Annotated in this window: 22 protein-coding genes; 14 read left to right on the top strand and 8 right to left on the bottom strand. The window is 56.6% G+C overall.

Annotated features, from left to right (window positions below; translation table 11 throughout):
• Window positions 1-202 precede the first annotated feature (202 nt).
• The 3 genes from BLT77_RS18345 to BLT77_RS18335 all read left to right on the top strand — a co-directional run bounded on the left by BLT77_RS18345 (window position 203) and on the right by BLT77_RS18335 (window position 3,136).
• The gene (locus BLT77_RS18345) at window positions 203-802 is read left to right on the top strand and encodes a thiol:disulfide interchange protein DsbA/DsbL (protein WP_176819384.1); all 600 of its coding nucleotides are present in this window, start codon (window positions 203-205) and stop codon (window positions 800-802) included.
• A gap of 351 nt (window positions 803-1,153) precedes the next feature.
• Entirely contained in the window at window positions 1,154-1,420 is a 267-nt protein-coding gene (locus BLT77_RS18340; RefSeq protein WP_028111850.1) for a DUF4212 domain-containing protein, read from the top strand.
• 9 nt (window positions 1,421-1,429) lie between these two features.
• The gene (locus BLT77_RS18335) at window positions 1,430-3,136 is read left to right on the top strand and encodes a sodium:solute symporter family protein (RefSeq protein WP_090368102.1); all 1,707 of its coding nucleotides are present in this window, start codon (window positions 1,430-1,432) and stop codon (window positions 3,134-3,136) included.
• An 87-nt stretch (window positions 3,137-3,223) separates the two neighbouring features.
• Here BLT77_RS18335 and BLT77_RS18330 read toward each other — a convergent pair whose 3' ends face one another.
• Entirely contained in the window at window positions 3,224-3,448 is a 225-nt protein-coding gene (locus BLT77_RS18330; RefSeq protein WP_028111852.1) for a hypothetical protein, read from the bottom strand.
• A gap of 91 nt (window positions 3,449-3,539) precedes the next feature.
• Between BLT77_RS18330 and BLT77_RS18325 the strand changes: the two genes are divergently transcribed.
• Window positions 3,540-5,378 carry a DUF294 nucleotidyltransferase-like domain-containing protein gene (locus tag BLT77_RS18325; RefSeq protein WP_090368100.1) on the top strand — a complete coding sequence of 613 codons (1,839 nt, stop codon included), beginning with the start codon at window positions 3,540-3,542 and terminating at the stop codon, window positions 5,376-5,378.
• Window positions 5,375-6,034, top strand: a complete 660-nt coding sequence (locus BLT77_RS18320) for a 3'-5' exonuclease (protein WP_090368099.1) — start codon at window positions 5,375-5,377, stop codon at window positions 6,032-6,034. The genes BLT77_RS18325 and BLT77_RS18320 overlap by 4 nt, the downstream gene beginning before the upstream one ends.
• Here BLT77_RS18320 and BLT77_RS18315 read toward each other — a convergent pair.
• The gene (locus BLT77_RS18315) at window positions 6,031-7,212 is read right to left on the bottom strand and encodes a hypothetical protein (protein WP_090368097.1); all 1,182 of its coding nucleotides are present in this window, start codon (window positions 7,210-7,212) and stop codon (window positions 6,031-6,033) included. The two genes, BLT77_RS18320 and BLT77_RS18315, sit on opposite strands and share 4 nt — an antisense overlap.
• 347 nt (window positions 7,213-7,559) lie before the next feature.
• On the opposite strand from BLT77_RS18315, the gene BLT77_RS18310 reads away from it, so the two are divergent.
• Window positions 7,560-8,126, top strand: a complete 567-nt coding sequence (locus BLT77_RS18310; protein WP_090368096.1) for a hypothetical protein — start codon at window positions 7,560-7,562, stop codon at window positions 8,124-8,126.
• A 36-nt stretch (window positions 8,127-8,162) separates the two neighbouring features.
• Here the strand turns inward: BLT77_RS18310 and BLT77_RS18305 are convergent, their stop codons facing one another.
• From BLT77_RS18305 to BLT77_RS18285, 5 genes are all read right to left on the bottom strand, one after another.
• The gene (locus BLT77_RS18305; RefSeq protein ID WP_090368094.1) at window positions 8,163-9,254 is read right to left on the bottom strand and encodes a ketoacyl-ACP synthase III; all 1,092 of its coding nucleotides are present in this window, start codon (window positions 9,252-9,254) and stop codon (window positions 8,163-8,165) included.
• A 162-nt stretch (window positions 9,255-9,416) separates the two neighbouring features.
• Window positions 9,417-10,097, bottom strand: a complete 681-nt coding sequence (locus BLT77_RS18300) for a GntR family transcriptional regulator (RefSeq protein ID WP_090368092.1) — start codon at window positions 10,095-10,097, stop codon at window positions 9,417-9,419.
• Window positions 10,098-10,209: 112 nt separating this feature from the next.
• On the bottom strand, window positions 10,210-11,766 hold the full coding sequence (locus tag BLT77_RS18295; protein WP_090368090.1) for an aldehyde dehydrogenase (NADP(+)): 1,557 nt from the start codon (window positions 11,764-11,766) through the stop codon (window positions 10,210-10,212).
• Between the two features lie 9 nt (window positions 11,767-11,775).
• Entirely contained in the window at window positions 11,776-12,777 is a 1,002-nt protein-coding gene (locus BLT77_RS18290) for a 4-hydroxyproline epimerase (protein ID WP_090368088.1), read from the bottom strand.
• A gap of 13 nt (window positions 12,778-12,790) precedes the next feature.
• Window positions 12,791-13,705, bottom strand: coding sequence for a dihydrodipicolinate synthase family protein (locus BLT77_RS18285; RefSeq protein ID WP_090368086.1), 915 nt, complete (start codon window positions 13,703-13,705; stop codon window positions 12,791-12,793).
• A gap of 270 nt (window positions 13,706-13,975) precedes the next feature.
• Between BLT77_RS18285 and BLT77_RS18280 the strand changes: the two genes are divergently transcribed.
• The 3 genes from BLT77_RS18280 to BLT77_RS18270 all read left to right on the top strand — a co-directional run bounded on the left by BLT77_RS18280 (window position 13,976) and on the right by BLT77_RS18270 (window position 18,016).
• Complete coding sequence (locus BLT77_RS18280; RefSeq protein ID WP_090368084.1) at window positions 13,976-15,205, top strand: NAD(P)/FAD-dependent oxidoreductase; 1,230 nt, start codon at window positions 13,976-13,978, stop codon at window positions 15,203-15,205.
• A gap of 217 nt (window positions 15,206-15,422) precedes the next feature.
• Window positions 15,423-16,847, top strand: coding sequence for a DEAD/DEAH box helicase (locus tag BLT77_RS18275; protein ID WP_090368083.1), 1,425 nt, complete (start codon window positions 15,423-15,425; stop codon window positions 16,845-16,847).
• Between the two features lie 272 nt (window positions 16,848-17,119).
• Complete coding sequence (locus BLT77_RS18270) at window positions 17,120-18,016, top strand: LysR family transcriptional regulator (protein WP_090368082.1); 897 nt, start codon at window positions 17,120-17,122, stop codon at window positions 18,014-18,016.
• 82 nt (window positions 18,017-18,098) lie between these two features.
• On the opposite strand, the gene BLT77_RS18265 is transcribed toward BLT77_RS18270, so the two are convergent.
• Entirely contained in the window at window positions 18,099-19,025 is a 927-nt protein-coding gene (locus BLT77_RS18265) for a SphA family protein (RefSeq protein WP_090368080.1), read from the bottom strand.
• Between the two features lie 443 nt (window positions 19,026-19,468).
• Here BLT77_RS18265 and BLT77_RS18260 point away from each other — a divergent pair, with 443 nt between their 5' ends.
• The 5 genes from BLT77_RS18260 to BLT77_RS20105 form a co-directional block, all read left to right on the top strand.
• Window positions 19,469-20,944, top strand: a complete 1,476-nt coding sequence (locus BLT77_RS18260) for a reductive dehalogenase (RefSeq protein ID WP_245709994.1) — start codon at window positions 19,469-19,471, stop codon at window positions 20,942-20,944.
• Between the two features lie 12 nt (window positions 20,945-20,956).
• The gene (locus BLT77_RS18255) at window positions 20,957-21,235 is read left to right on the top strand and encodes a tetrachloroethene dehalogenase (RefSeq protein ID WP_090368076.1); all 279 of its coding nucleotides are present in this window, start codon (window positions 20,957-20,959) and stop codon (window positions 21,233-21,235) included.
• 1,156 nt (window positions 21,236-22,391) lie between these two features.
• A complete protein-coding gene (locus BLT77_RS18250) occupies window positions 22,392-23,825 on the top strand; it encodes a reductive dehalogenase (RefSeq protein WP_090368073.1) in 1,434 nt (477 codons plus the stop codon).
• A 12-nt stretch (window positions 23,826-23,837) separates the two neighbouring features.
• Window positions 23,838-24,116, top strand: a complete 279-nt coding sequence (locus BLT77_RS18245; protein ID WP_090368071.1) for a tetrachloroethene dehalogenase — start codon at window positions 23,838-23,840, stop codon at window positions 24,114-24,116.
• Between the two features lie 61 nt (window positions 24,117-24,177).
• Window positions 24,178-25,155: FMN-binding protein (locus BLT77_RS20105; RefSeq protein WP_143026680.1), on the top strand; the 978-nt coding region annotated here is incomplete at its 3' end.

Below are 25,155 nucleotides of genomic sequence, written 5' to 3'. Positions count from 1 at the left end.
GGTGACGGCCATTGCCGCAGCACCAGGTTCAGGGATTATTAGCAAGAGGTGTGCCAGAGCTTAACTAGCGGTCCTGGAATCGAATTTTGGCCAAAAGCTGCGGGTGGGTTAACATTGATGCAACGGGACACCATAACCGATTACCAAGCGGCAAGCCGGCATGGCAAGCGTTTGCCGTTACGACAACAGAGAGGAAATACCAGTGCTCGCAAGATTGATAGCCATAGTGATGATGTTCAGTGCCTTTGCCGCATCGGCGCAGGAGTTTAAGGAGGGGGTTCACTATAAAGTGATTAACGGCCTGTCCGAGGCCAGTGCCCCTGTGGTGCGGGAGTTTTTCTCCTATAACTGTGGCCACTGTGAACAGTTCGACCCGGCTCTGGAGCAAATCATGGCGGTTCTGGGCGACGAGGTGACCTTGAAGCGCACCGCGGTGGGTTTTGGCCGCGACAGTTGGAAACTGGCTGCCAAGGGCTACTATCTGACCGAGATTCTGGGCACCAATGAGCAGATGCATCAGGCTTTCTTCAACCAGATCCATCGCCTGGGCCAACCGTTTACCACCGAAGCACAACTGAAGCAGTTCTTTGTCAGCTATGGGGTCACCCCTGAAGCGTATGACAAAGCCGCCGACAGTGCCGATCTGAAACTGGCCATCGCCGATGGCGACTCCCGCACTACGCTGTCGCAGATCCGCGGGGTTCCGTCGGTACTGGTGAACGGCAAGTACATGGTGGTCAACCCCGGACGGACCCTGGGTGACTATGTTGAATTAATTAAGTATTTAATCTCTAAAGGCTAAATACTGCCGCCAGGGAGAGATCCCTGGCATTTTCCCTCCATACGACCAAAGTCTAGGCTCGGCCAACACCCCCTTGAAAACAAGCATATCTTATTGGTTTTATTGAATTAAGTAATAGACCTCACTCATGTATTTATCGCCCTTAGACTAAGGTCTCAGAGGCGCACCGCCTCCCCCTTGCTAGTGTAGAACCGTCGAGATGCAGATCACATTAATCATCTGGCCTGGCGTTGTCAGCGTGCGGTATTTCGCTAGCCAACGTTTCCAAAACGTTCGCGTGCGGACAGTTGCACAGGCCAGAGAGTTACTGCCTTGCATCGCTATTACAAGAAGAGATAACGGGGAGCAATTATGGCGTTCGAAAACAACGAATCGGCCAATGCCTACTGGAAGGAAAACCTGAAACTGCTGCTAACGCTGCTGGTGATCTGGTTTGTGGTGTCCTTTGGCTTTGGCATCTTACTGGTAGAGCCTCTGAACAGCATCAAGTTGTTTGGCTTTAAGCTCGGGTTCTGGTTTGCACAACAGGGTTCCATCTATGTCTTTGTGGCGCTGATTTTCGTGTACGTGGCGAAAATGAATGCCCTGGATAAGAAGTACAAGGTTCAGGAAGACTAGGAGAGCGTCATGGAACTGCAAACACTCACATTTATCATCGTCGGCCTGACCTTTGCGCTGTACATCGGCATTGCCATCTGGGCCCGGGCCGGCTCCACCAATGAATTCTACGTGGCTGGCGGCGGCGTGCCTCCGGTGGCCAACGGCATGGCGACCGCCGCAGACTGGATGTCGGCGGCCTCGTTCATCTCCATGGCCGGCCTGATCTCTTTCATGGGCTACGACGGCGGTGTGTACCTGATGGGCTGGACCGGTGGCTATGTGCTGCTGGCGCTGTGCCTGGCGCCCTATCTGAGAAAGTTCGGTAAGTTTACAGTGCCGGATTTCATCGGCGATCGTTACTACTCCCAGGTTGCCCGTATTGTGGCGGTAGTCTGTGCCATTTTTGTCTGCTTTACCTATGTGGCCGGGCAGATGCGTGGCGTGGGCGTGGTGTTCTCCCGCTTCCTGGAAGTGGACATCACCACCGGCGTGATCATCGGTATGGCCATCGTGTTCTTCTACGCGGTACTGGGCGGCATGAAAGGCATCACCTACACCCAGGTGGCGCAGTTCTGCGTGTTGATCACCGCCTACCTGGTGCCGGCGGTGTTTATCTCCATCATGATGACCAACAACCCCATTCCTCAGCTGGGCTTCGGTTCGACGCTCAATGACGGCTCGGGGATGTATCTATTGGATAAACTCGACGGGCTATCGACGGAGCTCGGATTCAGTCAATACACCGACGGCACCAAGAGTACCATCGACGTGTTCTTCATTACCGCCGCCCTGATGGTGGGAACCGCCGGCCTGCCGCACGTGATTGTGCGCTTCTTTACCGTTCCTAAAGTCAGTGATGCGCGTTTGTCTGCCGGTTGGGCCCTGATTTTCATCGCCTTCCTGTACACCACCGCGCCAGCGGTTGCCTCGTTCGCCCGGGTGAACATGATCAACACCATCAACGGTGAAGATGGCCGCGGCATTGTGGCCGAGCAGGCACCGAAGTGGATTGAAAACTGGAGTGAAACCGGTCTCATCAGCTGGGAAGATAAGAACGGTGACGGTCGCATGTTCTACTCCGGCGATGAACGCAATGAGATGAAGATTGACCGCGACATCATGGTATTGGCCAATCCGGAGATCGCCGAGTTGCCAAACTGGGTGATTGCCCTGGTGGCCGCAGGTGGCGTAGCCGCGGCATTGTCCACCTCAGCCGGATTGCTGTTGGTGATATCGACCTCGGTCTCCCATGACCTGATGAAACGGTCGCTGATGCCCAACATTACCGACAGGCAGGAGCTGGCCTATGCCCGAATAGCGGCCGCCGTGGCGGTGGTGGTCGCCGGCTACCTCGGCATCAATCCGCCCGGTTTTGTGGCCCAGGTGGTGGCGTTCGCCTTTGGCCTGGCAGCGTCGTCCTTCTTCCCGGCCATTATCATGGGGATCTTCTCCAAGCGGATGAATAAAGAGGGGGCCATCGCCGGTATGGTATCGGGCATCACCTTTACCGCCGCCTACATCATCTACTTTAAGTTTGTGAACCCCGCCGGTAACGTGCCTGCCAACTGGTGGTTCGGCATCTCTCCTGAGGGGATAGGTACCCTGGGTATGGTGGTGAACTTCGTGGTGGCCTTCGTAGTGAGCCGCATGACCGCCGCGGTGCCGGCGGAGGTGCAGGAGCTGGTTGAGCAGATCCGTTTCCCGAAAGGGTCCGGTGACGCCCAGGCGCACTAAACCCGGCTCGGCAGCCCGGAAACGGGCTGCGGTCCAGGCATCAAAAAGGGGCGGATTTCCGCCCCTTTATTGCTGTTGGGTGGGGAGTTAACCGAAGGTCAGGTTGGCGATTCTGAGGATCACCCCCACAAACAGCAGCACGATACCGATGCGGTACAGACCGAATTCACGTCGGTTGAAGTCTTTGAGTTTTCCGACCCACACCTGCCAGAATCCATTGAGATGCTGCTGCCTGCGGCTGTAGATAGCCAGGGCGTAAGTGACGAATAGTATTCCGGAAACGATTAGGATAGGCTCAATTATAGTTAACATTCTTAGGGCTCCTTGCCAGGGTTGATCTGAGGGTATCAGAGTCATCTGGCAGGCACGAGCCATCTAAGACTAAAGGATTAGGACGGTGGTTATGGATCTGGCTCCAGTCATCCAGTTTTTATCACAGACAGTGCCCTTCGACGGGCTTCCCCGAGCCGCGCTGGAGCAGTGTGCCGGCCGCATCGAGATCGCCTACGCCAGCCGGCGCGACAAGCGCATCGAGTTTGATTCCGACAACCCCTGTTTGTATGTGATCGCCAGCGGCGTATTTGAGCTGAGAGATAACGACGGCGAGTTGTTGGCCAGGCTGGACAGCCATCAATGTTTTGGTTTTCGGGCGCTGTTGACCGGGGAGCAGACCGATGCCGAGATTCACATCATTGAAGACGGGCTACTCTACCTGATCCCGCTGGCCACCTTCGACGATCTTCGTCACCGCCACCGCGAGTTTGAGCGCTTCTTTAACCGTCAACATGGCCAGCGAATTCGACTTGGCGTGCGCTACGACAATCACCGTCACACCAACGCCATGCGTCTGTCCAAGGTGATGAGTGCCAAGGTGGTCAGTTGTGGTGGCGATACCAGCGTGGCAGAGGCCGCCCGGCTGATGAGTCAGCACCGAATCTCCTGCCTGCCGGTGACCGCCGAAGGGCAGTTGGTGGGAATCCTCACTGACCGGGATCTGCGAAACCGGGTGTTGGCCAAAGCGGTTGACCCAGAGGTGGCGGTTAAGCAGGTGATGACCGCGTCGCCCCGTTGCCTGACCTCACAGGAGACCTGGTTCGATGCCCAGTTGCTGATGACCCGGTTTAACATTCATCACCTGCCCATTACCGAACAGGGGCAGCTGAAGGGGCTGGTCACCAGTAATGATCTGATGCGGCAACTGGACTCGGATCCGGCGCTGATCATCAAGCAGCTCAACCGCTGTCAGGATCAGGAACAACTGGTTCAGGTGATGGATGGGGTGCCGAACCTGGTGAAGTCGTTGGTGGCCGCCGAGGTGTCGGCAGAGCAGGTCGGTCGCCTGTTGACCGCCATCTCCGACCGATTAACCGAGCGGCTGATCGCCCTGGCGCAGCAGACACTGGGTGAAGCGCCAATGGACTGGTGTTGGTTGGCGTTTGGCTCCCAGGCTCGTATGGATCAGGTGATTGGCTCAGACCAGGACAACGGCTTGTTGCTGGCCGGGGAGCCAAATGAATCGCAACGGCGCTACTTCCTGGCTCTGGCGGAGTCGGTGTGTATCGGCCTGGATCGCTGTGGCTTTGTGCTTTGCAAAGGGGAGATCATGGCGATGAACCCCAAGTGGTGCCGGTCGCTTCAGGGCTGGCAGCAGCAGTTCAGGCACTGGATGAGTGAGCCGGAACCCAAGGCGGTGATGCACAGTTCCATCTTTTTCGACATTCGCGGTGTGGCCGGCGACATCGAACTGGCCCGGCGGCTGCAACGACAGGTGTTGGAGCAGGCGCAGCACAGTGAGTTTTTTCTGGCGTATCTGGCGCAAAACTGTGTATCCCGGCGCCCGCCGCTGGGGTTCTTCCGTCAGTGGGTGCTGGATAAAGATGGCGAGCAGAAGGCCGGGGTGGATCTGAAACACCGCGGACTGGCCATCATCAACGACATCGGCCGCCTGTACGCATTGGCCTGTGGCAGCGACGAAGTGGAAACGCCCAAGCGGTTGAGGGCCGCCATGGAGGCGGGTTTGCTGACCCGAAAGGATGCGCTCAACCTGGCGGATGCGCTGGAGTTCATTCGTGCCCAACGGCTGGACAATCAGCACCGCCAGTGGTTGGCCGGCGACCGGATCAGCAATTATCTGGAGCCTAAGTCCCTGTCGCAGTTGGTGCGTCACCAGCTGAAAGATGCCTTCGTGGTGTTGGGCCAGGCCCAGGACGGGGTCAAACTCAAATTTGGCAAACAGCTATGACCCTGTTTCACCCCCGGCTGTTGCGATGGCGCTGGCGAAACTGGCGCGGCGGTCATCGATCCTCTCTGGCCTCGAGCCTGGGCAGGGGCTACCGGCAACTGCCACTGCTGGCACTGGATCTGGAGCTGACGGGGCTGGATCCGGCTAAGGATGAGATCGTCAGCATTGGCGCCATCCCCATCGAACAGGGGCGGTTGCGGTGCCAGCAGGCGTTCTATCAACTGGTGCGGACCCGTCAGAGCGTGGGCCAATCGGCCACCATTCATGGCATCGTCGATCATCAACTGGAGCGGGCCAGCGGTTTGCACCAGGGATTGGCATCCTTGTGGCCACTGCTGCAGGGCAGGGTACTGGTGTGCCATAACGCCGGGCTGGACCTGGCGTTTTTACGGCGGGATCTGGCTCGGGAGCTGGGGCAAAGGGAACCGCTGCTTGCCGTCGACACCCTGGCTCTGGAACAGCGGCGGCTTCAACGTCAGGGCCAGACGTTGCAGCGGGATGACCTGACACTGGCGGCCTGCCGACGGCGCTATGGTTTGCCGGAGTATCCGGGGCATAACGCCCTGGTGGATGCGCTGGCCTGTGGTGAACTGTTGCTGGCCCAGGCCAGTGCCCTGGGCCAAAACCCAGGGCTGGCGGAGTTGATTGTCCCTTAGCGGGCGGCGGGTGAACTGGCGACCGGTTGTGGTTCGGCGATGGGCTCGGGCTCGACGGTGACCGCGTCGGTTTCGATTTCGGTTTCGGCGTCTACTTGGGCTTCGGCTACGGGGTCATTGTTCGCCGTTTCAACCACGGCTTCCTGTGCCGGTGAATCGGTTTTCTGGCTGGCCAGTGCCAGCATCAGCCGCTCAATTTCAACTTGCTGTTGCGCCGCACTGTGGGTCAGCTTGGTGGCAACCTCGACAATGGCCTGGGTCTGTTGGCTGAAGGGGCGGTCGCGGACGTCATCGCTGCCCAGGGCTTGGACCACCTGGTTGAGCCGGTTTTCCTGCGCCAGGATGTAGCTTTCGAAGTCGTCGTCATCCAATGCGTCGAGGTTTTTCACCGCCTGAGCTATGTGCTGGGCGTGGTCCAGGTCAAACTGCACCTGAGTGGCGGCAGCGTCGATGGCTTTATCGTTTCTCGGATCCGAGGCGATCACCGATTTGGCCCGTTCCATGCTGGCGACGGCGCGCTGAAAACTCAGTGGCGCAGAGCGGGCAACCCGGTTTTTCTGCATGCTGGCCAGCTGTTTTTTCATGCCGGTCAGGGTCAGGCGCTCTACGGTTTTGACCTCGATGGCGTTGAGCAGCTTGATCAATTCGGCCTGGCCCTCCTGAGCGTCTTCGATGTCACCATCGGCGACCTCTTCCAACAAATCCAGGTACTGCTGTTCGGCCCGGCGCATCTGCTTGCCAAAGTAGCTGGCGGCATCCAGTTGTTGCAGGCGTTCGCGCATCGCCATGGCGTCGGCCAGTACCTTCTCGGCAGTCTGCTTGATCAGGTAACCGCTGTCCAACGCCTGGTTGGCTTTCAGTACCGCAACCAGAATGTCGTCGACGGTGTCCTGATCGGCATCGGCGGGGGTATAGCGAATGTCGTCAAACTCCGTCTGAGCGTCTTTTTGCTGATCCAGGGCGTCGTCCAGCAACTCTGGGGCATACAGGGCGATATTATCGGTTTTAGCCTGAATCAGTCTCTGCGACAGGCCGTCGACGGCAGACTGGGCCTGAATGAAGAACTCGGTGGCCTGGGCGTCGGCTTGCTGTTCGGCAACGATTTTCGGTGTGCTTTGGCAACCGCCAAGAATCAGGCTGGAGACGAAGAGAGCGGTAAGTGTGATGCGCGGTTTCATGTCGGTACTACCCTGTATTGGCGAACGTGCGCCGGTGTTCTGTGGTTGGTCTGTGGCCGCTATGCAGCGGCCCTGCTGCTCATATCGACCCAAACGGGGCGCAGCTTTAGCGCCAGAGTACGCCGCCCGCAATCTTTTGCCATGTTTTGGGACAAGAAACAGGTTAAGTGTCAGATTTATAAGCTATCTATATGCTAAAAAAGAGATTCTGAACCTGGCTTTAAATGGACTTTAGTGTCGCTTATTATTGATTTAGGAGGCTATTGTTATAACTGGATACACTTTGTGGCTGCGGAAGCCGTGGCAGGTATTGCTAGGATTAACGACAAATCGATGTGGGAGGCGCCATGGCATTACCCTGGATACTGGCCGCTCTGGCCGGTGGGCTGGTGGCGGCGGATTACAAACGCAGTCGCGATAAGAAACAGCAGCGGCGTTATCACGATCGCAGCGACAGCCCGCAGATGGTGCTTCGCCCCAGCGAATGGGCCAGTGGCAAGGCGCGGGTCGCGCCCCAGCCGGGATCGCTGGTGGCCTGTCATGTGTACGGCGCCATCGAGCATGTCGGGATCTGGGTGGGGGACGATCAGATTGTTGAGCTGCACGGCAGCGGCCTGGTGCGGGTGGTGTCGGCGCGGCGCTTTCTACAGGGTCGCACCGGCCAGCGACTGTTTGTGTGCGTCGACCGCCATCACCGGCCGTTGGTGGATCTCGGCGCCATTGAGCGTTCGGGCCACTCACTGTACCAGTATCGGCGTTACGACCTGCTCAAGGACAACTGTTACCGATTCGTGTGGTTCTGCCTGTCGGGCAAGCAACGCCGTTTTGACACTTTTGGGGCGCTGAATCAGGCATTGGCACAGCATTTTGGTCAGGATCTGTACTGGGATGCGGCCAAGGTTGCCTTGGATTAAGGCTCACGGCCATTAGGCCGTGAGCCTGTCGGCGCATCAGTCTTGTTGCTGATGGCGTTTCTGGCTGGCGGCGACGGCGTCGGCAATCAGTTCCAGGCCGGTTTTGTCACAGGCCGGTAAGGTGGCGTCGCTCTGGCGTACCGGTGTGATCCGCGATCCCCACTTAATAACGGCTGCGGCGGAGGTCAGGCCGGCACCAAAGGCACAGGACAGCAGGGTGTCACCGGGCTGAATCCGACCCTGATCCAGGGCATCACACAGGGCAATAGGTACCGTCGCGGCCGACGTGTTGCCGTAGTTCTCGATGTTGATGAAGGCCTTCTCTTTGGCCAGTCCCAGCTTGTTAATCAGGGTATCGATGATGCGTACGTTGGCCTGGTGAGGCACCACCAGATCCACGTCATCAAGATCGGTGCCACTCTCCTCCAGTACCTGCTTGCCCAGTGCCGACATGCCGGCAATGGCCCGCTTAAAGATCTCGCGGCCTTCGAACTGGAACTGAAACTCGGTGGCGGTCGGGCTGAGACGGTCCATGTCGGTACCGAAGCCGGCCACCTTGAGGATATCCCGGGCCTGGGGGTCGTTGTTCATGGCGTAGCTCAGTACCCCTTGCGGCTCCTCGCTGTCCACCGCTTCCAGGATGATGGCGCCGGCGCCGTCACCGAACAGCACTGCGGTATCCCGTTGCAGCCAGTCCAACAGGAAGGTGAGCCGTTCGGCACCGATCACCAGCACCCGCTTGGCCTGGCCGCTCTTAATCTGGGCGGTGGCCAGTCCGAGACCATACAGGAACCCGGAGCAGGCGGCGTTGATGTCAAAGGCGGCGCACTGGGCGTCGATATTGGCCTGCACCGTGGCGGCGATGTTGGGCACCAGAGTATCCGGCGAAGCGCTGCCAAGGATGATCATGTCCAGATCACTGCCCTGCAGGCCGGCGGCAGCCAGGGCGTGCTGTGCGGCTACGGTGGCCATGGCCGAGGTGCTGACGTGGCTGATGTGGCGCTGGCCGATGCCGGTCCGACTGCGAATCCATTCGTCGGATGTGTCCATAAAGGTGGCCAGATCGTGGTTGCTGAGTGTGGCGGGGGGCAGGCATTTGCCCCAGCCGGTAATTTGGGCATTAAGCATGGAGGCTCTCCAAAAACGCAAAGCACCCCTGGCGGGAGTGCTTAAATCGGATTCCCGCAGCAGTATGGCAGTCGAGACGTGGGGCGTGGTTGCTCACAGGGTCGATAGCTATAACAGTAGCAGCCCGGCTTGGCATCGGTTGTCTCACCGGACTCTCTGCGGCTATTTTTCGTTGTTAACGTGTTGTTCAACCAGCTTTTTGACGCCGTCTTTGGCGTGCAGTATGTGGTTGACGAGGAGGGTGGCAGCGGCGTCGACCTGGCCGGAGCGGCACAGTTCTAGCAACTCCCGATGTTCGGTTTCCGCTCTGGGAATCCCCCCGGTCAGCAGCAGCTGCAGGCGGATGTAGCGATCGGAATTGGTGTTAAGGCCTTTAATCACGTCCATGGCCTGGGGACGGTTGGCGCCAAGGTACAGACAGGCATGGAACTGGGTATTGAGTTCACTCCAGGTGTTGATCGCGTTTTCCGATCGGAACGCAGACTCCAGCTGGACCAGCACCTCTTCGGCGTGATTCAGCTGCTTTTCGGTCAGGTTGGGGATCGACTTACGCAGCAGGTCCGGTTCAATCAGGGCTCGCAGTTCAAACAGCTCGCTGGCCTGTTCCACCGACAACTCGGTGGCGGTGGCGCCTTTGTGGGCTTCGAACTTTACCAGACCTTCCGCTTCCAGCTGCAACAGGGCTTCGCGAACCGGAATCCGGCTGACGTTCAGCTCCTGAGCTAATGCGCTTTGGCGCAGGGGTTCTCCCGCCTTGATATCTCCGGATAGGATCTTCTCGCGCAACACCTCAACAACGAGTTGAGTGCGGGTTTTATGAACAATAGGACTGGCCTGACTCATGATTGCTTACTTATTGATTAGTCAGGTTATAGGTTAACGAGTTTGTAGGGTGAAGAAAAGCGAAAGGCCCAGATTTGGGCCCTTTTTGTATACAAAGTGGCGTATCTAGCGGTTAATAGCGAAGCTGGGGAGCATCGCTGTTATCCCGCAATGACGGTGGCAGCAACGACTGCGGCATGTTCTGCCAGGCCAGTGGCCGGGTGAATCGCTTGATCGCTTCTGCCCCTACCGAGGTGGATTGACTGTGGGTAGCGGCGGGCCAGGGTCCGCCATGCTGCATGGCGTGACAGACCTCGACACCGGTGGGCATCTGGTTGGCGATCAGCCGGCCGACCCGGTGGGCGAGGGCGGTGATCAGGGACTGGTTTTTTTGCATCTCCGCCTCACTGCCATGGACCGTGGCGGTGAGCTGTCCCGGCAGGGCGTCAATCAACCGCAGGCGCTGAGCGTCATCCTCGGTTTCGATCACCAGCACCACCGGACCGAAGACCTCCTCCAACAGCTGTGGTTGGCATAGTGCTACCGCCGCACTGGTGACAAAGGCACGGGCCTGGGTCTGGTTGGGTCGCTGCACCTCCAGGCCCAGGGCCAACTCGTGGACACCGGCGGTGGCCGACAATCGCTCGATGGCGTGATGGTAGTTGGCGGCAATTGCCGGCGTTAGCATGGTGCCGGCGGCCTGCGCGCGGATCCCGGATGCCAGCGCTTGCAGGTAAGAATCCAGACCCGCTCCCTTAGGGGCGACCACCAGCCCGGGACTGGTACAAAACTGGCCCTGGCCCATCATCATTGACTGGAGCTGCTGTTGTGCCAGTGTCTTGCTGTTTTGCGCCAGGGTCTCTTCCAGCAGAAACTGGGGATTGACCGATCCCAGCTCACCGAAGAAGGGGATGGGTTGCGGCCGGCCAGCCGCCAGTTGTGACAGTTGCTGGCCGACGGCAAACGAACCGGTAAAGCCCACCGCCTGTATTGCCGGCGCTTGAACCAGCGCTCGTGACAGCGACGGCGATCGGCCCTGAATCAGGTTGACCACGCCCCGCGGCGCGCTCACCCGCTCTATGGCGCTGAACAGCGCTGCTGTCACCAGTTCGGTGGTCGCCGGGTGGGCGGGGTGCCCCTTGATGACCACCGGACAGCCAGCCGCGAGCGCCGAGGCGGTATCGCCACCGGCCGCCGAGAATGCCAGCGGGAAGTTGGAGGCGCCAAAGACCGCTACTGGCCCCAGTGGCAACTGGTCGAGACGAATGTCCGGCTTGGGCAGTGGGGTGCGCCGAGGTTGGCCCAGATCGATGATCCGGCTTTGCCTTGGGCCGCGCAGCAGCGAGGCAAACAGCCTCAACTGGCCACAGGTGCGGCCGCGCTCGCCCTCAAGCCGGGCCCGGGGTAGGGCGGTTTCCTTGTGGGCCACGTCGGTGAGTGTGTCGCCCAGGGCATCGACGGCATCGGCCATGGCTTCCAGCAGCCCGGCACGTTGTTGCGGTGTCCAGCTGCGATATTCAAGAAATGCCGCCCGGGCGGCGTCGGAGGCTTGGTTGACATCGGCTTCCGTGCCGTCGGCAAACTGCCACGGCAGGGGGGCATTGGTGGCGGGGTCGAAACTGTGAAAGTCGCTGTCGGGCTGACCTGTCCATTGTCCATTGATCAAGTGCTGACCGCATAGGGTTAACATGATAATTCCTTATTTTACTTGAAAGCCAAAGGCGTAGGGGTCGTCGTCATCGACGGTGATGGCGTTGTGGCCGGTTACGCGGGCCCAGCCTTCAATCTCCGGCACGATGGCCGGATAGGGACCCACTTCGGTAGTGGCGGTGACGGTGCCGGTGAACTGACTGCCGATGATGGACTCATGCACATAGCGCTCGCCGGTGGCCAGCAGCCCTTTGGCATGACGCTGGGCCATTCGGGCACTGGTGCCGGTACCGCAGGGAGAGCGATCCAGGGCCCGATCGCCATAAAAAACCGCATTGGCGCCATCGGAGTCGGGCTGGGTCGGGGCTCCGGTCCAAAGGACATGGGAGATCCCCCGGACACTGGTGTCCTGTGGGTGCTGGCAATCGAGCTGTTGGCGTGCCGCCTGGCGCACTTGCGGGCTCCAACGCAGCAGCGTATCGGCGTCCCAGTGTTCGAGTCCCGGGTAGTGTTGCTGGGGCTCAACGATGACGTAGAAGTTGCCGCCATAGGCAACATCCACAGTCAGCTGACCCAATCCGGGCACCAACAGAACCGCATCCCGGTGGGCCAGGTAACTGGCGACGTTGGTGATGCTCACCCGCTCGACTCTGTGGCCCCGTCGCCGGTAGTGAACCGATATCTGCCCGGCGGGAACATCGAGAATCAACTGCCCCTCGGTGCGGGGTTGCAGCAGCCCCGCCTCCAGCGCGGCGGTGACCGTGCCGATGGTGCCGTGCCCGCACATGGGCAGGCAGCCCGAGGTTTCAATAAACAGGATGGCGGCATCGGCGTTGGCCGAGCAGGGGGGGTACAGCAGGGCCCCGGACATCATGTCATGGCCTCTGGGTTCAAACATCAGTGCCTGGCGAATCCAGTCGTGATGGGCCAGAAAGTCCTGACGTTTCTCGCTCATGGTGTCACCCCGAAGCGGCGGGTGGCCGCTGGTCACCAGACGTACGGGGTTGCCACAGGTATGGGCGTCGATACAGAAGAATGTGCCTTTGATCATTCCGGCTCCTCAATCAGTCCAGATTGTATTTGCTCAGATCGATGCGGCTGGCGATGGCGTCGTTGTACACCTGAGTGACGCGGTCACGCTCGGCGCCGGACAGAGGCAGACGCGGGGCGCGTACGTTTTCGCTGCCACGCCCGGCCAACTGCTCGGCGTATTTGATGCACTGTACCAGGTGGGGCACGGTGTCCAGACGCAGCAGTGGCAGGAACCAGCGCCAAATCTCTTTGGCTTCCTCATAGCGGCCGGCCCGGGCCAGCTTCCAGATGGTGACCGACTCCTGTGGGAACACATTGGTCAGGCCGGAGATCCAGCCGGTGGCGCCAAGCATCAGGCTTTCCAGGGCGATGTCGTCGACCCCACAGAAGACGATAAAGCGGTCACCAAAGCCGTTGTGCAGCTCCGTCAGGCGGCGGGTGTCGGTGGTCGACTCCTTGATGGCGACGATGTTGGGCTCCCGGGCCAGGATTCGGGTCATCTCGATGTCGACATCGACGCCGTAGGTCACCGGGTTGTTGTAGATCATGATCGGCATCGAGGTGGCACGGGCGACCTGCTGGTAGTGGTACAAGGTCTCCTCTTTGTTGGCGCGGTAGACCATGCCTGGCAGTAGCATGATGCCGTCGACGCCGATCTGTTGGGCATCGCGGACAAAATCGATGGCAAACTGGGTGGTGGTTTCGGCGCAGCCGCTGATCACCGGAATGCGGCCATCGGCGACGCTGAGGGTGTGGCGCAAAAACTGCCGTTTCTCCTCGGCGCTCAGAGAGCAGTTTTCGCCGACGGTACCAAGGGCAATGATGCCGTCGATGCCTTCGTCGATCAGCCGGTTAAGGATGCGGGCGTTGGACTCAAAATTGATGCTGCCATCGTCGTTGAACTGAGTCGAAATTGCTGGATATACGCCGTTCCAGTGTACCTTCATTGAGTTTCCTTCCTTTGCTTAATTGACACCGCCTGAATTGCTCAGACTGTCCATGTATATTGTATGCAATAATGGGATTATGTTACCTTAATGTTATCGCGCAGGCAAGGTGCCGGGCAATTCAAACGTGCTCTGGCCGAAGATGGCATCACAAGGACGCGTTTATGATCTCTTCGACCCGGCCGGAGCCATTGGCTGCCTCACCGGTGACCATAAGTTTGTGCTGGAGCCGGACGATGCGTTTTCCCGGGGCTTTATGCTGAGGTAGGAATGACACAACCACATACATTAATCGTCGGCGCCGGCATCATCGGCCTGACCCAGGCCTGGATTCAGAGCCAGGCGGGAGATCGGGTCACCGTAGTCGATCGGGATGAGCCGGGCCGGGGGGCGTCTTTTGGCAATGCCGGCCATTTTGCTACCGAGCAGGTGTTTCCTCTGGCGGATCCGGCGCTGTTGCCCCGGGTGCCGGCAATGCTGATGGATCCGCTGGGGCCGTTTCGCATTCGCGGCGGTTACCTTGTAACGGTGTTGCCCTGGCTGATGCGGTTTATGGCCAACATGACCCCCGCGAGACGGCGTCACAACCAGAGGGCCATTACCGCACTCAACTGCCGGGCCATGGAGGACTGGCGATGGCTGCTGGTGGAATGCGGACAGTCCCATCGGCTACTGCGGCAGGGCTCTGTGCTGGTGTACGAGCAAACGCCGGTCTTGGCGCAGCAGCGTCAGGCTCATACCTTTGCGATCGCCGGCGTCAGCTGTGACTGGCTCGATTCGGAGCAGTTGCGCAAGCTGGAGCCGGGGTTGTCTGAGCGGCTGTCCGGTGCGTTATGGTTTCCCGAGACCGGCCACACCCTGGATCCTTATGGCCTGTGTCAGGGGTTGCAGCAATCGCTGAGTGCGCGCGGTGTCAGGTTTGAGCAAGGCGAAGTGACCGCCGTTACGCCCCATGCGCAAGTCATGCTAGCCGATGGCCGTCAACTGCAGGCCGATCGGCTGGTGGTGGCCGCCGGCGCCTGGTCGGCGACATTGGCAGCCCAACTGGGTTACCGGGTGCCGCTGGAGGCAGAACGAGGCTACCACCTGATGCTGAGCCAGAACAGCGGCCTGGGCCGTCCGGTGTCCTCGGCAGAGCGCAAGTTCATCATAACGCCGATGGCGGGCGGCACCCGGTTGGCAGGCACGGTGGAGTTTGCCGGGCGGGATGCACCGATGAATCCTCGCCGGGCGGATATCCTGCTGAGCCAGGGAAAAGCGTTATTACCCCAGCTCGATGCCCGCCAGGGAGAGGGGGAGCGGTGGATGGGGTGTCGTCCGTCGTTGCCGGATTCGCTGCCGGTGATCGGAGGGTGTCGGCATCGACGCTGCTTCTTTAGCTTCGGCCATCAGCACCTGGGGCTGACTCAGGCTGCCACCAGCGCCAGGCTGCTGGGACAGGTGATGGCGGGCCTGGCGCCGGATATTGATGTGAGCCCTTACGCCATCGGTCGCTTCTGACCTCAGGGGAATGACAGGTAGGATGAGTGTGTCGATAGGGGAGCCACCTGGCTCCTCCTTTTACCGGGTTGGGCCAGGGCATTGCGGTATTGTTGCCCGGTTTGGATAAAGATTGCGCCAATCGGCAAGAAAAGTCGGCAGTAGCGGCCGCTATCAGGTACACTTCGCGGTTCATTTGACGGCCGCAGTGGTCCGTCACAGCGAGAGAGCGCGATTTATGCAGTTTACCGAACTCGGTTTGTCCCAACCGATTCTTGATGCCGTAGCCGAACAGGGCTACGACACTCCGTCACCGATTCAGGCCCAGGCGATTCCGGCCGTTCTGAACGGTCAGGACGTTATGGCGGCGGCACAGACCGGAACCGGAAAGACCGCCGGGTTCACCCTGCCGATTCTGCATCGCCTGGCCGGTGGCCAGCGTGCCCGCAGCAACAAGTGCCGGGCATTGGTTCTCACTCCGACCCGTGAGCTGGCGGCTCAGGTGCAGGAGAGCGTCGAGAAATACGGCAAGAATACGCCGTTGCGTTCCGCTGTGGTGTTTGGCGGGGTCAGCATTAACCCGCAGATGACCGCGCTGCGAAAAGGGGTGGACGTGTTGGTGGCGACCCCGGGTCGGTTGCTGGATCTGTATCAGCAAAATGCAGTCCGGTTTGATCAACTGGAAGTGCTGGTGCTGGATGAAGCCGACCGCATGCTGGATATGGGCTTTATTCGCGACATCAAAAAGATTTTGGCGCTGTTGCCGGCCAAACGACAGAACTTGCTGTTTTCAGCCACCTTCTCAGATGAGATTCGCGATCTTGCCAAAGGGCTGGTGCACAACCCGGTGGAGATCTCGGTAACACCACGCAATGCGGCGGCCAAGACTGTTGAGCAGATGGTGCATCCGGTGGACAAGAAGCGTAAATCGGCACTGCTGGCCGAGCTGATTACCGACAACAAGTGGCAGCAAGTACTGGTGTTTACCCGTACCAAGCACGGGGCCAACCGTCTGACCCGTTACCTGGAAGAGCGTAAGATTACCGCCGCGGCGATTCATGGTAATAAAAGCCAGGGAGCCCGTACCAAGGCGCTGGCCAACTTTAAATCCGGCGATGTACGGGCATTGGTGGCGACCGATATTGCCGCGCGTGGCCTGGATATCGACCAACTGCCCCAGGTGGTGAATTTCGATCTGCCCCAGGTGGCGGAGGATTACGTTCACCGTATCGGTCGTACCGGCCGGGCCGGAGCCTCCGGCCACGCCGTTTCTCTGGTGTGCGCCGATGAGATTGAGCAACTGGTGGCCATTGAGCAGTTGATTCAGCGCCATCTGGACCGCCAGGTGATGCCGGGCCATGAGCCTCAGCACGAGCTGCCGGACTCAAAGGCGATTCGTCCGCCCAAGAGCAAAAAACCGAAGAAACCCCATCCGCAAAGGGAGGGGGAACGTACCGCCGGGGAGGGGGATAAACCTCGTCGCCGCAAGCCAGGAGGCAACCGTGGCAACCAGGGCACCCACTCTGGCGATAGCAAGCCCGCCGGCCAACGGCGCCGCAGCGGTAATGCCAAGCCATCGGGCAATGCTTCCGGCAATACCGGTCAGCGCAGTGGCGGTAACCGTCGTTCCGGCAATCGTGGTGACGTGAACGGCAACCGCTAAATCAAAAATGCGACCATACTAAGGCGGCCTTCGGGCCGCCTTTTTTGTACTTGGTCAAAGAGCAGTTTTTGGTTTGTCCTTGCTGAAATGGGGGTATCCACGCGGATCCTTTATACTGTGAATACCCATAGTAGACTGAGGGAAATAGGCTTGGGTCACCGTTTTAGTTAACGGGAGAACATTTCTGAAATGTGAAATATGCAGTTGATCACGCCACTGAGGTGACAAAGTGACGATCATGGCCATCAGGATAAGTTCAGCACCGGGTGAAGATGAAAACCGAAGACCTTTATTTGTTTAATGTTGTCGTTGAGTATGGCAGTCAGAGAGAAGCCGCGCGGGTGCTAGGTATACCGGCTTCTAAGGTTTCCCGCCGTATCTCTCAGCTGGAGCAGCACCTCGGAACGTTGTTGCTGGAGCGAACCAATAAAGGCCTACAGCTTACGATGGCCGGTGAAATGGTGCTTGAACGCAGCAAACGAATCCTGGCGGAAGCGGATGAGCTGGAGTTGAGTGTCGGCCGTCTACAGGATAACCCTGAAGGCACGATTACTGTGGCGGCTCCCATGGACTTCCTTAAACTGGTTTGCCGTTCGTCGATGGGACGGTTTCATGACAGGTTTCCTAATCTGCAGCTCAAATATGTCTCTTATCAGAGTTGTCAAAGTCCTTTGGAGGTGCAGGCGGATCTGGTGTTGTTTATTGGCCATGATACGCCCCCGGATTGCTCTATGGTGGCAAGAAGGTTAGCGTCAATCGAACGGACTTTTGTGGCCAGTCCTGCATTTATGCAACAACATCCGGAGCTGGTGCATCCCAGGCAGTTGTCATCTTATCCTTGCCTGCTCAGCGCTAAAGGCGTTCAGGCCTCTAAGCGTTGGCTCTGGAGTGAGGGGAGAGAAGTGCACGAGGTAGAAGTGTCAGGCCCTCTTGACTCGGACATCAATGAAGTGTGTGCATTGGCGGCCGTAGATGGAATTGGTGTAGCTTGGGTGATGGCATGTATGGTTCAGGCTGAGCTTAAGCAGGGGACCCTAGTAAAACTGTTTGACGGAAAGTATTCTTCGAAATTTACTGTATGGGGACTTTACTCAAGTCGGCATTATATGCCACAACGTGTCAGGATTGTTCTGGATTTTTTCTTGGATATACTGGGAGATATAGAGTAGTTGTTTTTGTTTTGAGATAGGTTTACTCATTAAATGACTGATGGCAGCGCTCAATTAATTCGAGCGCTACTATTGTGTCTTATTAGAATGACTTTGTTAGGGTGAGAATAATACTGGAACCTTCGGATGTGTTTTTGGTTTCAAACTCTTCCATATATCTGATGTTAGCCTGTAGTTTCCATGGAAGGTAAAAGACGTTTAACTCAGCACCCAGCCCAAAGGCACGCTTTCTTTCTTTAGCGTTGACACCTTGACCATCCTTGCTGTCGTCACTAACCTGCCAGTAAGCACAATAATTGATTCCTGGTCTAAGCATCCAGCTGCCTTTATACATAAACTCCTTGCCGATACCACCTTCCAAAATGAATTCGGCACCTGGACGGATGTTTGTATCATCTTGTTTGCCGTGGAACAATGTTCGGCTAAGAGTGCTTATTGACCACGAGTGTTCCTGGTCAAAATAATAGGTTCCGCCTGCGGTAACCAGCCCTGACCAGTATCCTAGGCCTGGATTGGCGGCTTTGTGTGAGCTGTAATCGCCGGTGGGGGCAACCACGCCCAGGCCAAATACGGCGTCAAACTGTTCACGGAACCAAACCAGGGTTATGGGCTCAATGACTACATCACCCAAAGCCAGGCTTTCGCTTTCATTGATCCCGGCTGAGGTTATAGAAATTGACTGGTCTATTAATGGAATCAGGAAGTTATAACCCCAGTTGGCCCCCAGCACGGTCTTATCCGTTATCTGTACGATGCGGTGCACCTGGGCGTAGACATCCAGATCAAAGCCGACGGGAAGTCGATCACCATCGTTATTGGTGATGGTGGAGGATTCGTACCAGGTATTGTACATACGGTAATGGACGCCAGGAGGCGGAGCAGAGGCCGCCTTGACGCCTTCTGCGCCAAGCGGGTAATGGGAACCGGAGGTTGCAGCCAGAGAACTGGCGGTCCACAGCAGCCCCGATGCAGCCAAGCCGGTGACTCGTTGGAAGGTGTTTATTTTCATATAATTTTCCACAGTCAAATCGCATCCAGATTATTTGGATGCAATCAATATAGATTTTCATCAACATTAATTGGATAGTTTTTATCGAATTACGAATTTTTAAGGCTAAGCCTAATGAAATTCGATGGTCCGATGGTGCTTTCAGTAAATTTATGAGAAGCATGTGCAAAGTAAAGGCTGATGGATAAAAATGCAATACACCAAAAGTAGGAGTGAAAGAGCTTATTGATGAAAACGCAAAAACACTGTTGACTGGCGTTTTAAAACGGGCTTCTTCATGATAAGCAATATCAACTTTATGGTGCGATATTGTGATCTTGTTGTTTCTTTCCATTAAAGTGTGACTGTACTTATGCCTTTTTTGTTCTGCTGATGCAATTTTTGCATTCACCTATTCTAAATATGAGGGTGCATTATATTGATGAACCTCTATAAGATCCCTCATGAATTATATTGGTTTAGGTCAATACCTGACTAAGGATGAAATTATGAGCGAACAAGAAAAACAGGATGTTAATGAGCAGAGTGTCGATGCCCAACGTCGTCAATTGCTAAAGTTTAGCGCCGGCGCGGTAGCCGGAGCGGGAGTGGTGGCTGGTGCCGGCGCCTGGGTAAAAAACCGCATGGACGGCATCGTTCATGAGGCGTTTCCCTGTGAGGTCAGTGCCGACTTCAAACCTATGGACCAGCGTAATGTAAATCAGACCTACTGCATCAGTAAGGCTCTGCAGGAGAAGCATCCAGAGCGGAACCTTAACTTTGGCAAGGAGTCGATGGGCCCGATCCAGCCTGGAGAGGAACCGATGCATATGGGTGAAGCTTTTCAAAGTTACCTGACATCCTCCAAGCGCTATGACAATAACAAAATTGGTTACACCCAGCTTGATTACGCGCTGTATCTAGCGGCGTGGCAAGGTCAGAACACTATGGCGCCGCTTTCCCAGGCGGGAGTGCCTTCACAGGGAGTCCTTACCTGGGATCAGTCTGATTTGCATAAGCATCGGTATCCTTTTAAAGATTCGGTTGAGAAGGTAAGTGCTATCAAGACGGCGGCAAAAACTTTTGGTGCCGTTAGAGTTGGGATCTGCCGCCATGATCCCCGTTGGGATTATAACCCTTTATACAATGCGCTGACTGAGGAAACCTTGTCTTGGGAGGAGGACTTTCCGTTCAAGCCCAAGAGTGTAATTGTCATGCTGGTGGATATGGACTATCTCGCCGTATCTTGCGCGCCAATGATCCCTCAGTCATCTACAGCAGGCGTGGGTTATAGCAGAACCGCTTTAATGGCCGGCTCCATGGCCATGTTTATAAAGAAGCTGGGATACAAGGCTGTAGGTGCAACGAATGACTTAGGTAACTCGGTGGCTTATGCCATCTCCGCCGGTCTTGGCGAAGGCTCACGCAACGGAGCGTTAGTGGCTCCAAATCTTGGTCCCAGGGTGCGTATTTGCAAGGTGTATACCGATCTTGAATTGGATGAGGTTGCCTATGACAAGCCTCGTACCTTCGGTATCCAGGAGTTTTGTGAAAACTGTAAACGTTGCGCAGAAGCGTGTCCTTCCAATGCCATCAGCATGGATGACAAACCCTCCATGGGACCCACCTATCCCGGAGCGGATGACCCTGAGTATGCATGGGAGGTCAACAAAGGGGTGCGCAAATTCTACAGTGATCCCAAGAAGTGCTTGAAATTCTGGTCCGAAAACAGCGACTGCGGTGCCTGCATCGCCGCCTGTCCCTGGAATAAACCAGACTTCTGGCATCACCGGTTGATCGATGCTTCCAACACCTTCACCGGCGGCACAGTGCATGGATTGATGACCAAGGCGGACATCCTATTCGGTTACGGCAACGTCAACGACGAAGAGGCGGTAATCAAGTTTTGGAAAAGTGGTTTTAGTGGCGATTTCACTTAAGGGGACGAAAAGATGATGGGATTAATGTGGTACCTGATGGGGATGGGGACAACGGCTGCATTGTGGGGCTACCTCTATCTGCGGCGTAGCTACCGCTTAGGTGCCGCCGCCAATGCGGTGCTGCTTTGCACCTTTGCCCTGGCGTGGCTGTGTATTGGCTGGTCCTGGGGCTCCTTTGCCGAAGGCGAACCCCAGTCTGGAGCCATGGGTCTGATGTGCTTCGGCTTGCCAACCCTGGTGATGGCTGTACTCAGTTGGCGTAACCTGATTTCCCCCTACAAGCAGGCTTAGCCAGCCAGTGTTCCGGCATCCCCGCTTGGCGGGGGTGCTCTTTTTCAGAGAAAAAACTATTATAAGAGCTATATTACACAGCTTCCTGATGCTGTAGCATTGGCAGTGTATCATTCATTTGAAAAACGATTGGCTCGATTCAAAACAGATATTAATCTTGGTTGGGATAATGCAGTGCTTTATTTCAACGCTATTTTCAAGAGTGACAGAGCCTCACAGTAGGATGTGTTACTGGAAATTGGCTGTATTTGTGTTGTTGCAAAACTTAAAGATCTTGCCGTTGGTTTATGATGTACCATTTTCGTTTCCTTTTTCGTCTCATCCAGATTTGTATATTAGGTACAGTTCCGGCTGAACGGGGCTTTTCCCCAAACTTGTCAATACCGTAGCCTTCCTGAGAAACTTATTACTGAAAGGAGGTTGCTTTAATGTTAAATATTAATGGGAGACAGGACTTGGTGAGAGTCGATGCTCTAAAATTACCAATGAAATTGGACGTGGATGGTGGTGCTCTTAGCAATGGTTGAATTATGCCAGAGAGATGGGGTTGGCGGTAATTGAACCTGTAAATCATAGCGGCAGTTAACTTCGGTGGTCTTTGCCATGATTGAGCTTGACCAGTGCTCAAGCCTTTGGTTTAGGGCGTTTGACGGTAGCTCCATTGGCTGAGGAAGGGCCTCTGACAAGAGTTTTGCCGGCAGTAACTCCGTTACCAGTTAGTTCAGTTAACATTGATACGGCCTTGCGTATTGCAGTATGCCTAAGCGAAATGACCTATTCAGAGAAAATCTCTCATTTGCAAGAGGGACGCACTACAACCACTAAAATTTTAAACACCTTTCATTGAAGTGATTGTACGTCTTGTTGAATAAATCGCAAGCAAGGTTGTTGGACTGAGTGGGTTTTATTTTTTTACGGGCTTGGCTTTGGCGTTGCCTAATAATGTTGTTTGTTGGGAGTATATTGGCCAGTCAATGGTTATTGAAAGGCTATCTTTATTGTTCTTTGCTCTCGATGTTGGATCTTGAGGTGACGGATGCATTTTTTGCATCCATAGATTCTAAATATTGGGGTACATTATATTTGTCAACCTCTATAAAATCCTTCAATCATTATCATTGTTAGTTTAAGCCAGCTCCTGGCTGAAGGTGAAACTATGAAAGAAGAGAAAAAGCAGAGCGTTGATGAGCAAAACATCGATGCCAAGCGGCGCCAGTTGCTAAAGCTCAGTGCCGGAACGGTGGCTGGAGTGGGGGTGGTGGCTGGCGCAGGTGCCTGGGTCAAGAATCGTATGGATGGCATCGTTCACGATGGGTACCCCAATGAGATCGGCGCAGGTTTCAAACCCATGGACCAGCGAAATGTTATCCAAGTCTATAGTTTTAGTAAGGCGTTGCAGGAGCAATACCCGGAGCGAAACCTCAATTTCGGTAAGGAGTCCATGGGGCCCATTCAAACCGGAGAGGAGCCGTTGCATTTGGGCGAGGCCTTTCACCGATTCTTTACCTCACCAGAGCGGTATGACAACGATAAGCCAGGTTACACCCAGTTGGACTACGCCCTGGAGGAGGCTGGCTGGCATGGCTCCATGACCATGGCTCCCCTTGTGCAGGCCGGGGTTCCGGACCAGGGTGTCCTGACCTGGAACCAGTCTGATGTGCATGAGCATCAGTATCCTTTCAAAGATTCGGTAGAGAAGATCGGCGCGATTAAGACGGCTGCGAGGACCTTTGGCGCGGTTCGGGTGGGCATCTGCCGCCATGATCCCCGTTGGGACTACAACCCTTTGTATAACCCTTTGACCGAACAAACACTCTCATGGGAGGAGGACTTTCCTTTCAAGCCCAAGAGCGTAATTGTCATGCTGGTGGATATGGACTACGAGGCAATGGCCTGCGCGCCCATGATTCCTCAATCTGCCACTGCCGCCATGGGGTATAGCAATACTGCTCTGTTGGCTGGCTCCATGGCCAAGTTCATTAGAGGACTGGGTTTTCAAGCAGTTGGCTCCACCAATGATCTGGGAAATTCCGTGGCTTACGCTATTTCCGCCGGCCTTGGTGAAGGCGCCCGCAACGGTGCATTGGTGGCTCCCAACCTCGGCCCACGGGTTCGCATCTGCAAGGTGTACACCGATCTGGAGCTGGATGAGGTGGCTTATGACAAGCCTCGCAGCTTCGGCATCACCGAGTTCTGTGAGCACTGTAAGCGCTGCGGTGACGCTTGTCCCTCCAACGCTATCAGCATGGATGACAAACCTTCCCTGGGCCCAACTTATCCGGGGTCAGATGACCCGGAATATTCCTGGGATGTGAATAAAGGGGTGCGCAAGTTCTACAGCGATCCGAAGAAGTGCCTCAAGTTCTGGGCCGACAATGGCGGAGACTGTGGTGCCTGTATCGCTGCTTGTCCCTGGAACAAGCCGGACTTCTGGCATCACCGCCTGATCGATGCTTCCAACACCTTCACCGGCGGTACCGTGCATGACCTGATGACCAGGGCCGACATCCTGTTTGGTTACGGCAACGTCAACGATGAGGAAGCGGTGATCAAGTTCTGGAAAAGCGGTTTTAGTGGCGACTTCACCTAAGGGGACAGACAGATGATGGGATTAATGTGGTACCTGATGGGGATGGCAACCACCGGTGCAATCTGGGGTTACCTTTCACTGGGCCGGCGATACCGTTTGGGAGCCATGGCTAATGTGGCGCTGTTTGGCACCTTTGCTTTGGCCTGGTTGTGTGTGGGCTGGTCCTGGGGCTCCTTCGCCGAGGGCGAGCCTCAGTCCGGCGCCATGGGACTGATCTGCTTTGGCCTGTCGACCATGGTGTTGGCAGTTTTGACTTGGCGGAATTTCATCCGCCCCTTTAAGAAGGCGTAACGCTGTCCTTCGGAGTGTTTCCGGCCAGTGCCGGGAACACGGTATCTTACTGAGGAAATCTATGTCTCAACGAATCTCCAACCGCCCCTCCCGCAACCGGGGCAAAGCGGGTCGCTTTCCCTGGCTGAGGCTGGTGGCCTGGTTGTCGCTGGCGGTGGCCTTTGTGGTGGGCATGATATGGCAACAACCCGATTACGGTCGCTTGTTGCAGCAGGCGTTTCCCAAGGGCGAGATCACCGTGCTCGAGGGCGCCAGTGGTGACCAGTTTCAATTGGTTCTCGGTGACCGAGAATACGTTCTGAGCCTGGCGGAAACCCAGGGCTATGGTGGCCCGATGCTGGTGGCGACCCGCATTGGTGCCAGTGGACGCATTGTCGACACCCACCTGCTGACCCACAATGAGACCCCTGGTTACATCCTTCGATTTAACGAGGGCAAGTTCTATCGTCAGTTTGACGGTAAACCGGTCAACCGCAATATCCGTCTTGGTGACGACATCGATGCGTTGTCTGGCGCAACCCTCACCTCCCGGGGACTGACCACGGCGGTGCGTGAGGCGGCGCACAACAGCGTCGAGCACTTCGAGTTGCCAGCCAACTGGCTGGAACCCGGGTTCAATGCCGGCCTCAAGGAGCTGATGGCGATCCTGCTGTTTGCGGCGGCCTTTATGAACAAGCGGGTGCCGCGTAAGCATCAGAAACGGTACAACCAGGCCCTGTCGGTCGCCTCGGTGGTGCTGATCGGCTACTGGCTCAACTCGGCGCTCTCTATCGCCCTGATCGGCTCGCTGCTGCTGGGCTACATCCCCTCACCGCAACAGCATCTGCTGTGGTACATCATGTTGATGGGGTCGCTGGGCGCGATTCTGTTCCTGGGACGGAACGTGTATTGCAGCCAGCTGTGCCCCTTCCACCAGTTCCAGCGTTGGTTGCATCAGCTAAGCGGCATGAACATGCAGCTCTACCCCTGGTTGAAGCAGAGGCTGAAACTGGTGACCAACACCCTGCTGTGGCTGTCACTGATGCTGATCTTCCTGTCG

It is taken from the genome of Ferrimonas sediminum (assembly GCF_900100175.1).
Lineage (GTDB): Bacteria > Pseudomonadota > Gammaproteobacteria > Enterobacterales > Shewanellaceae > Ferrimonas > Ferrimonas sediminum.
This window is presented reverse-complemented; position numbering and strand designations above follow the sequence as displayed.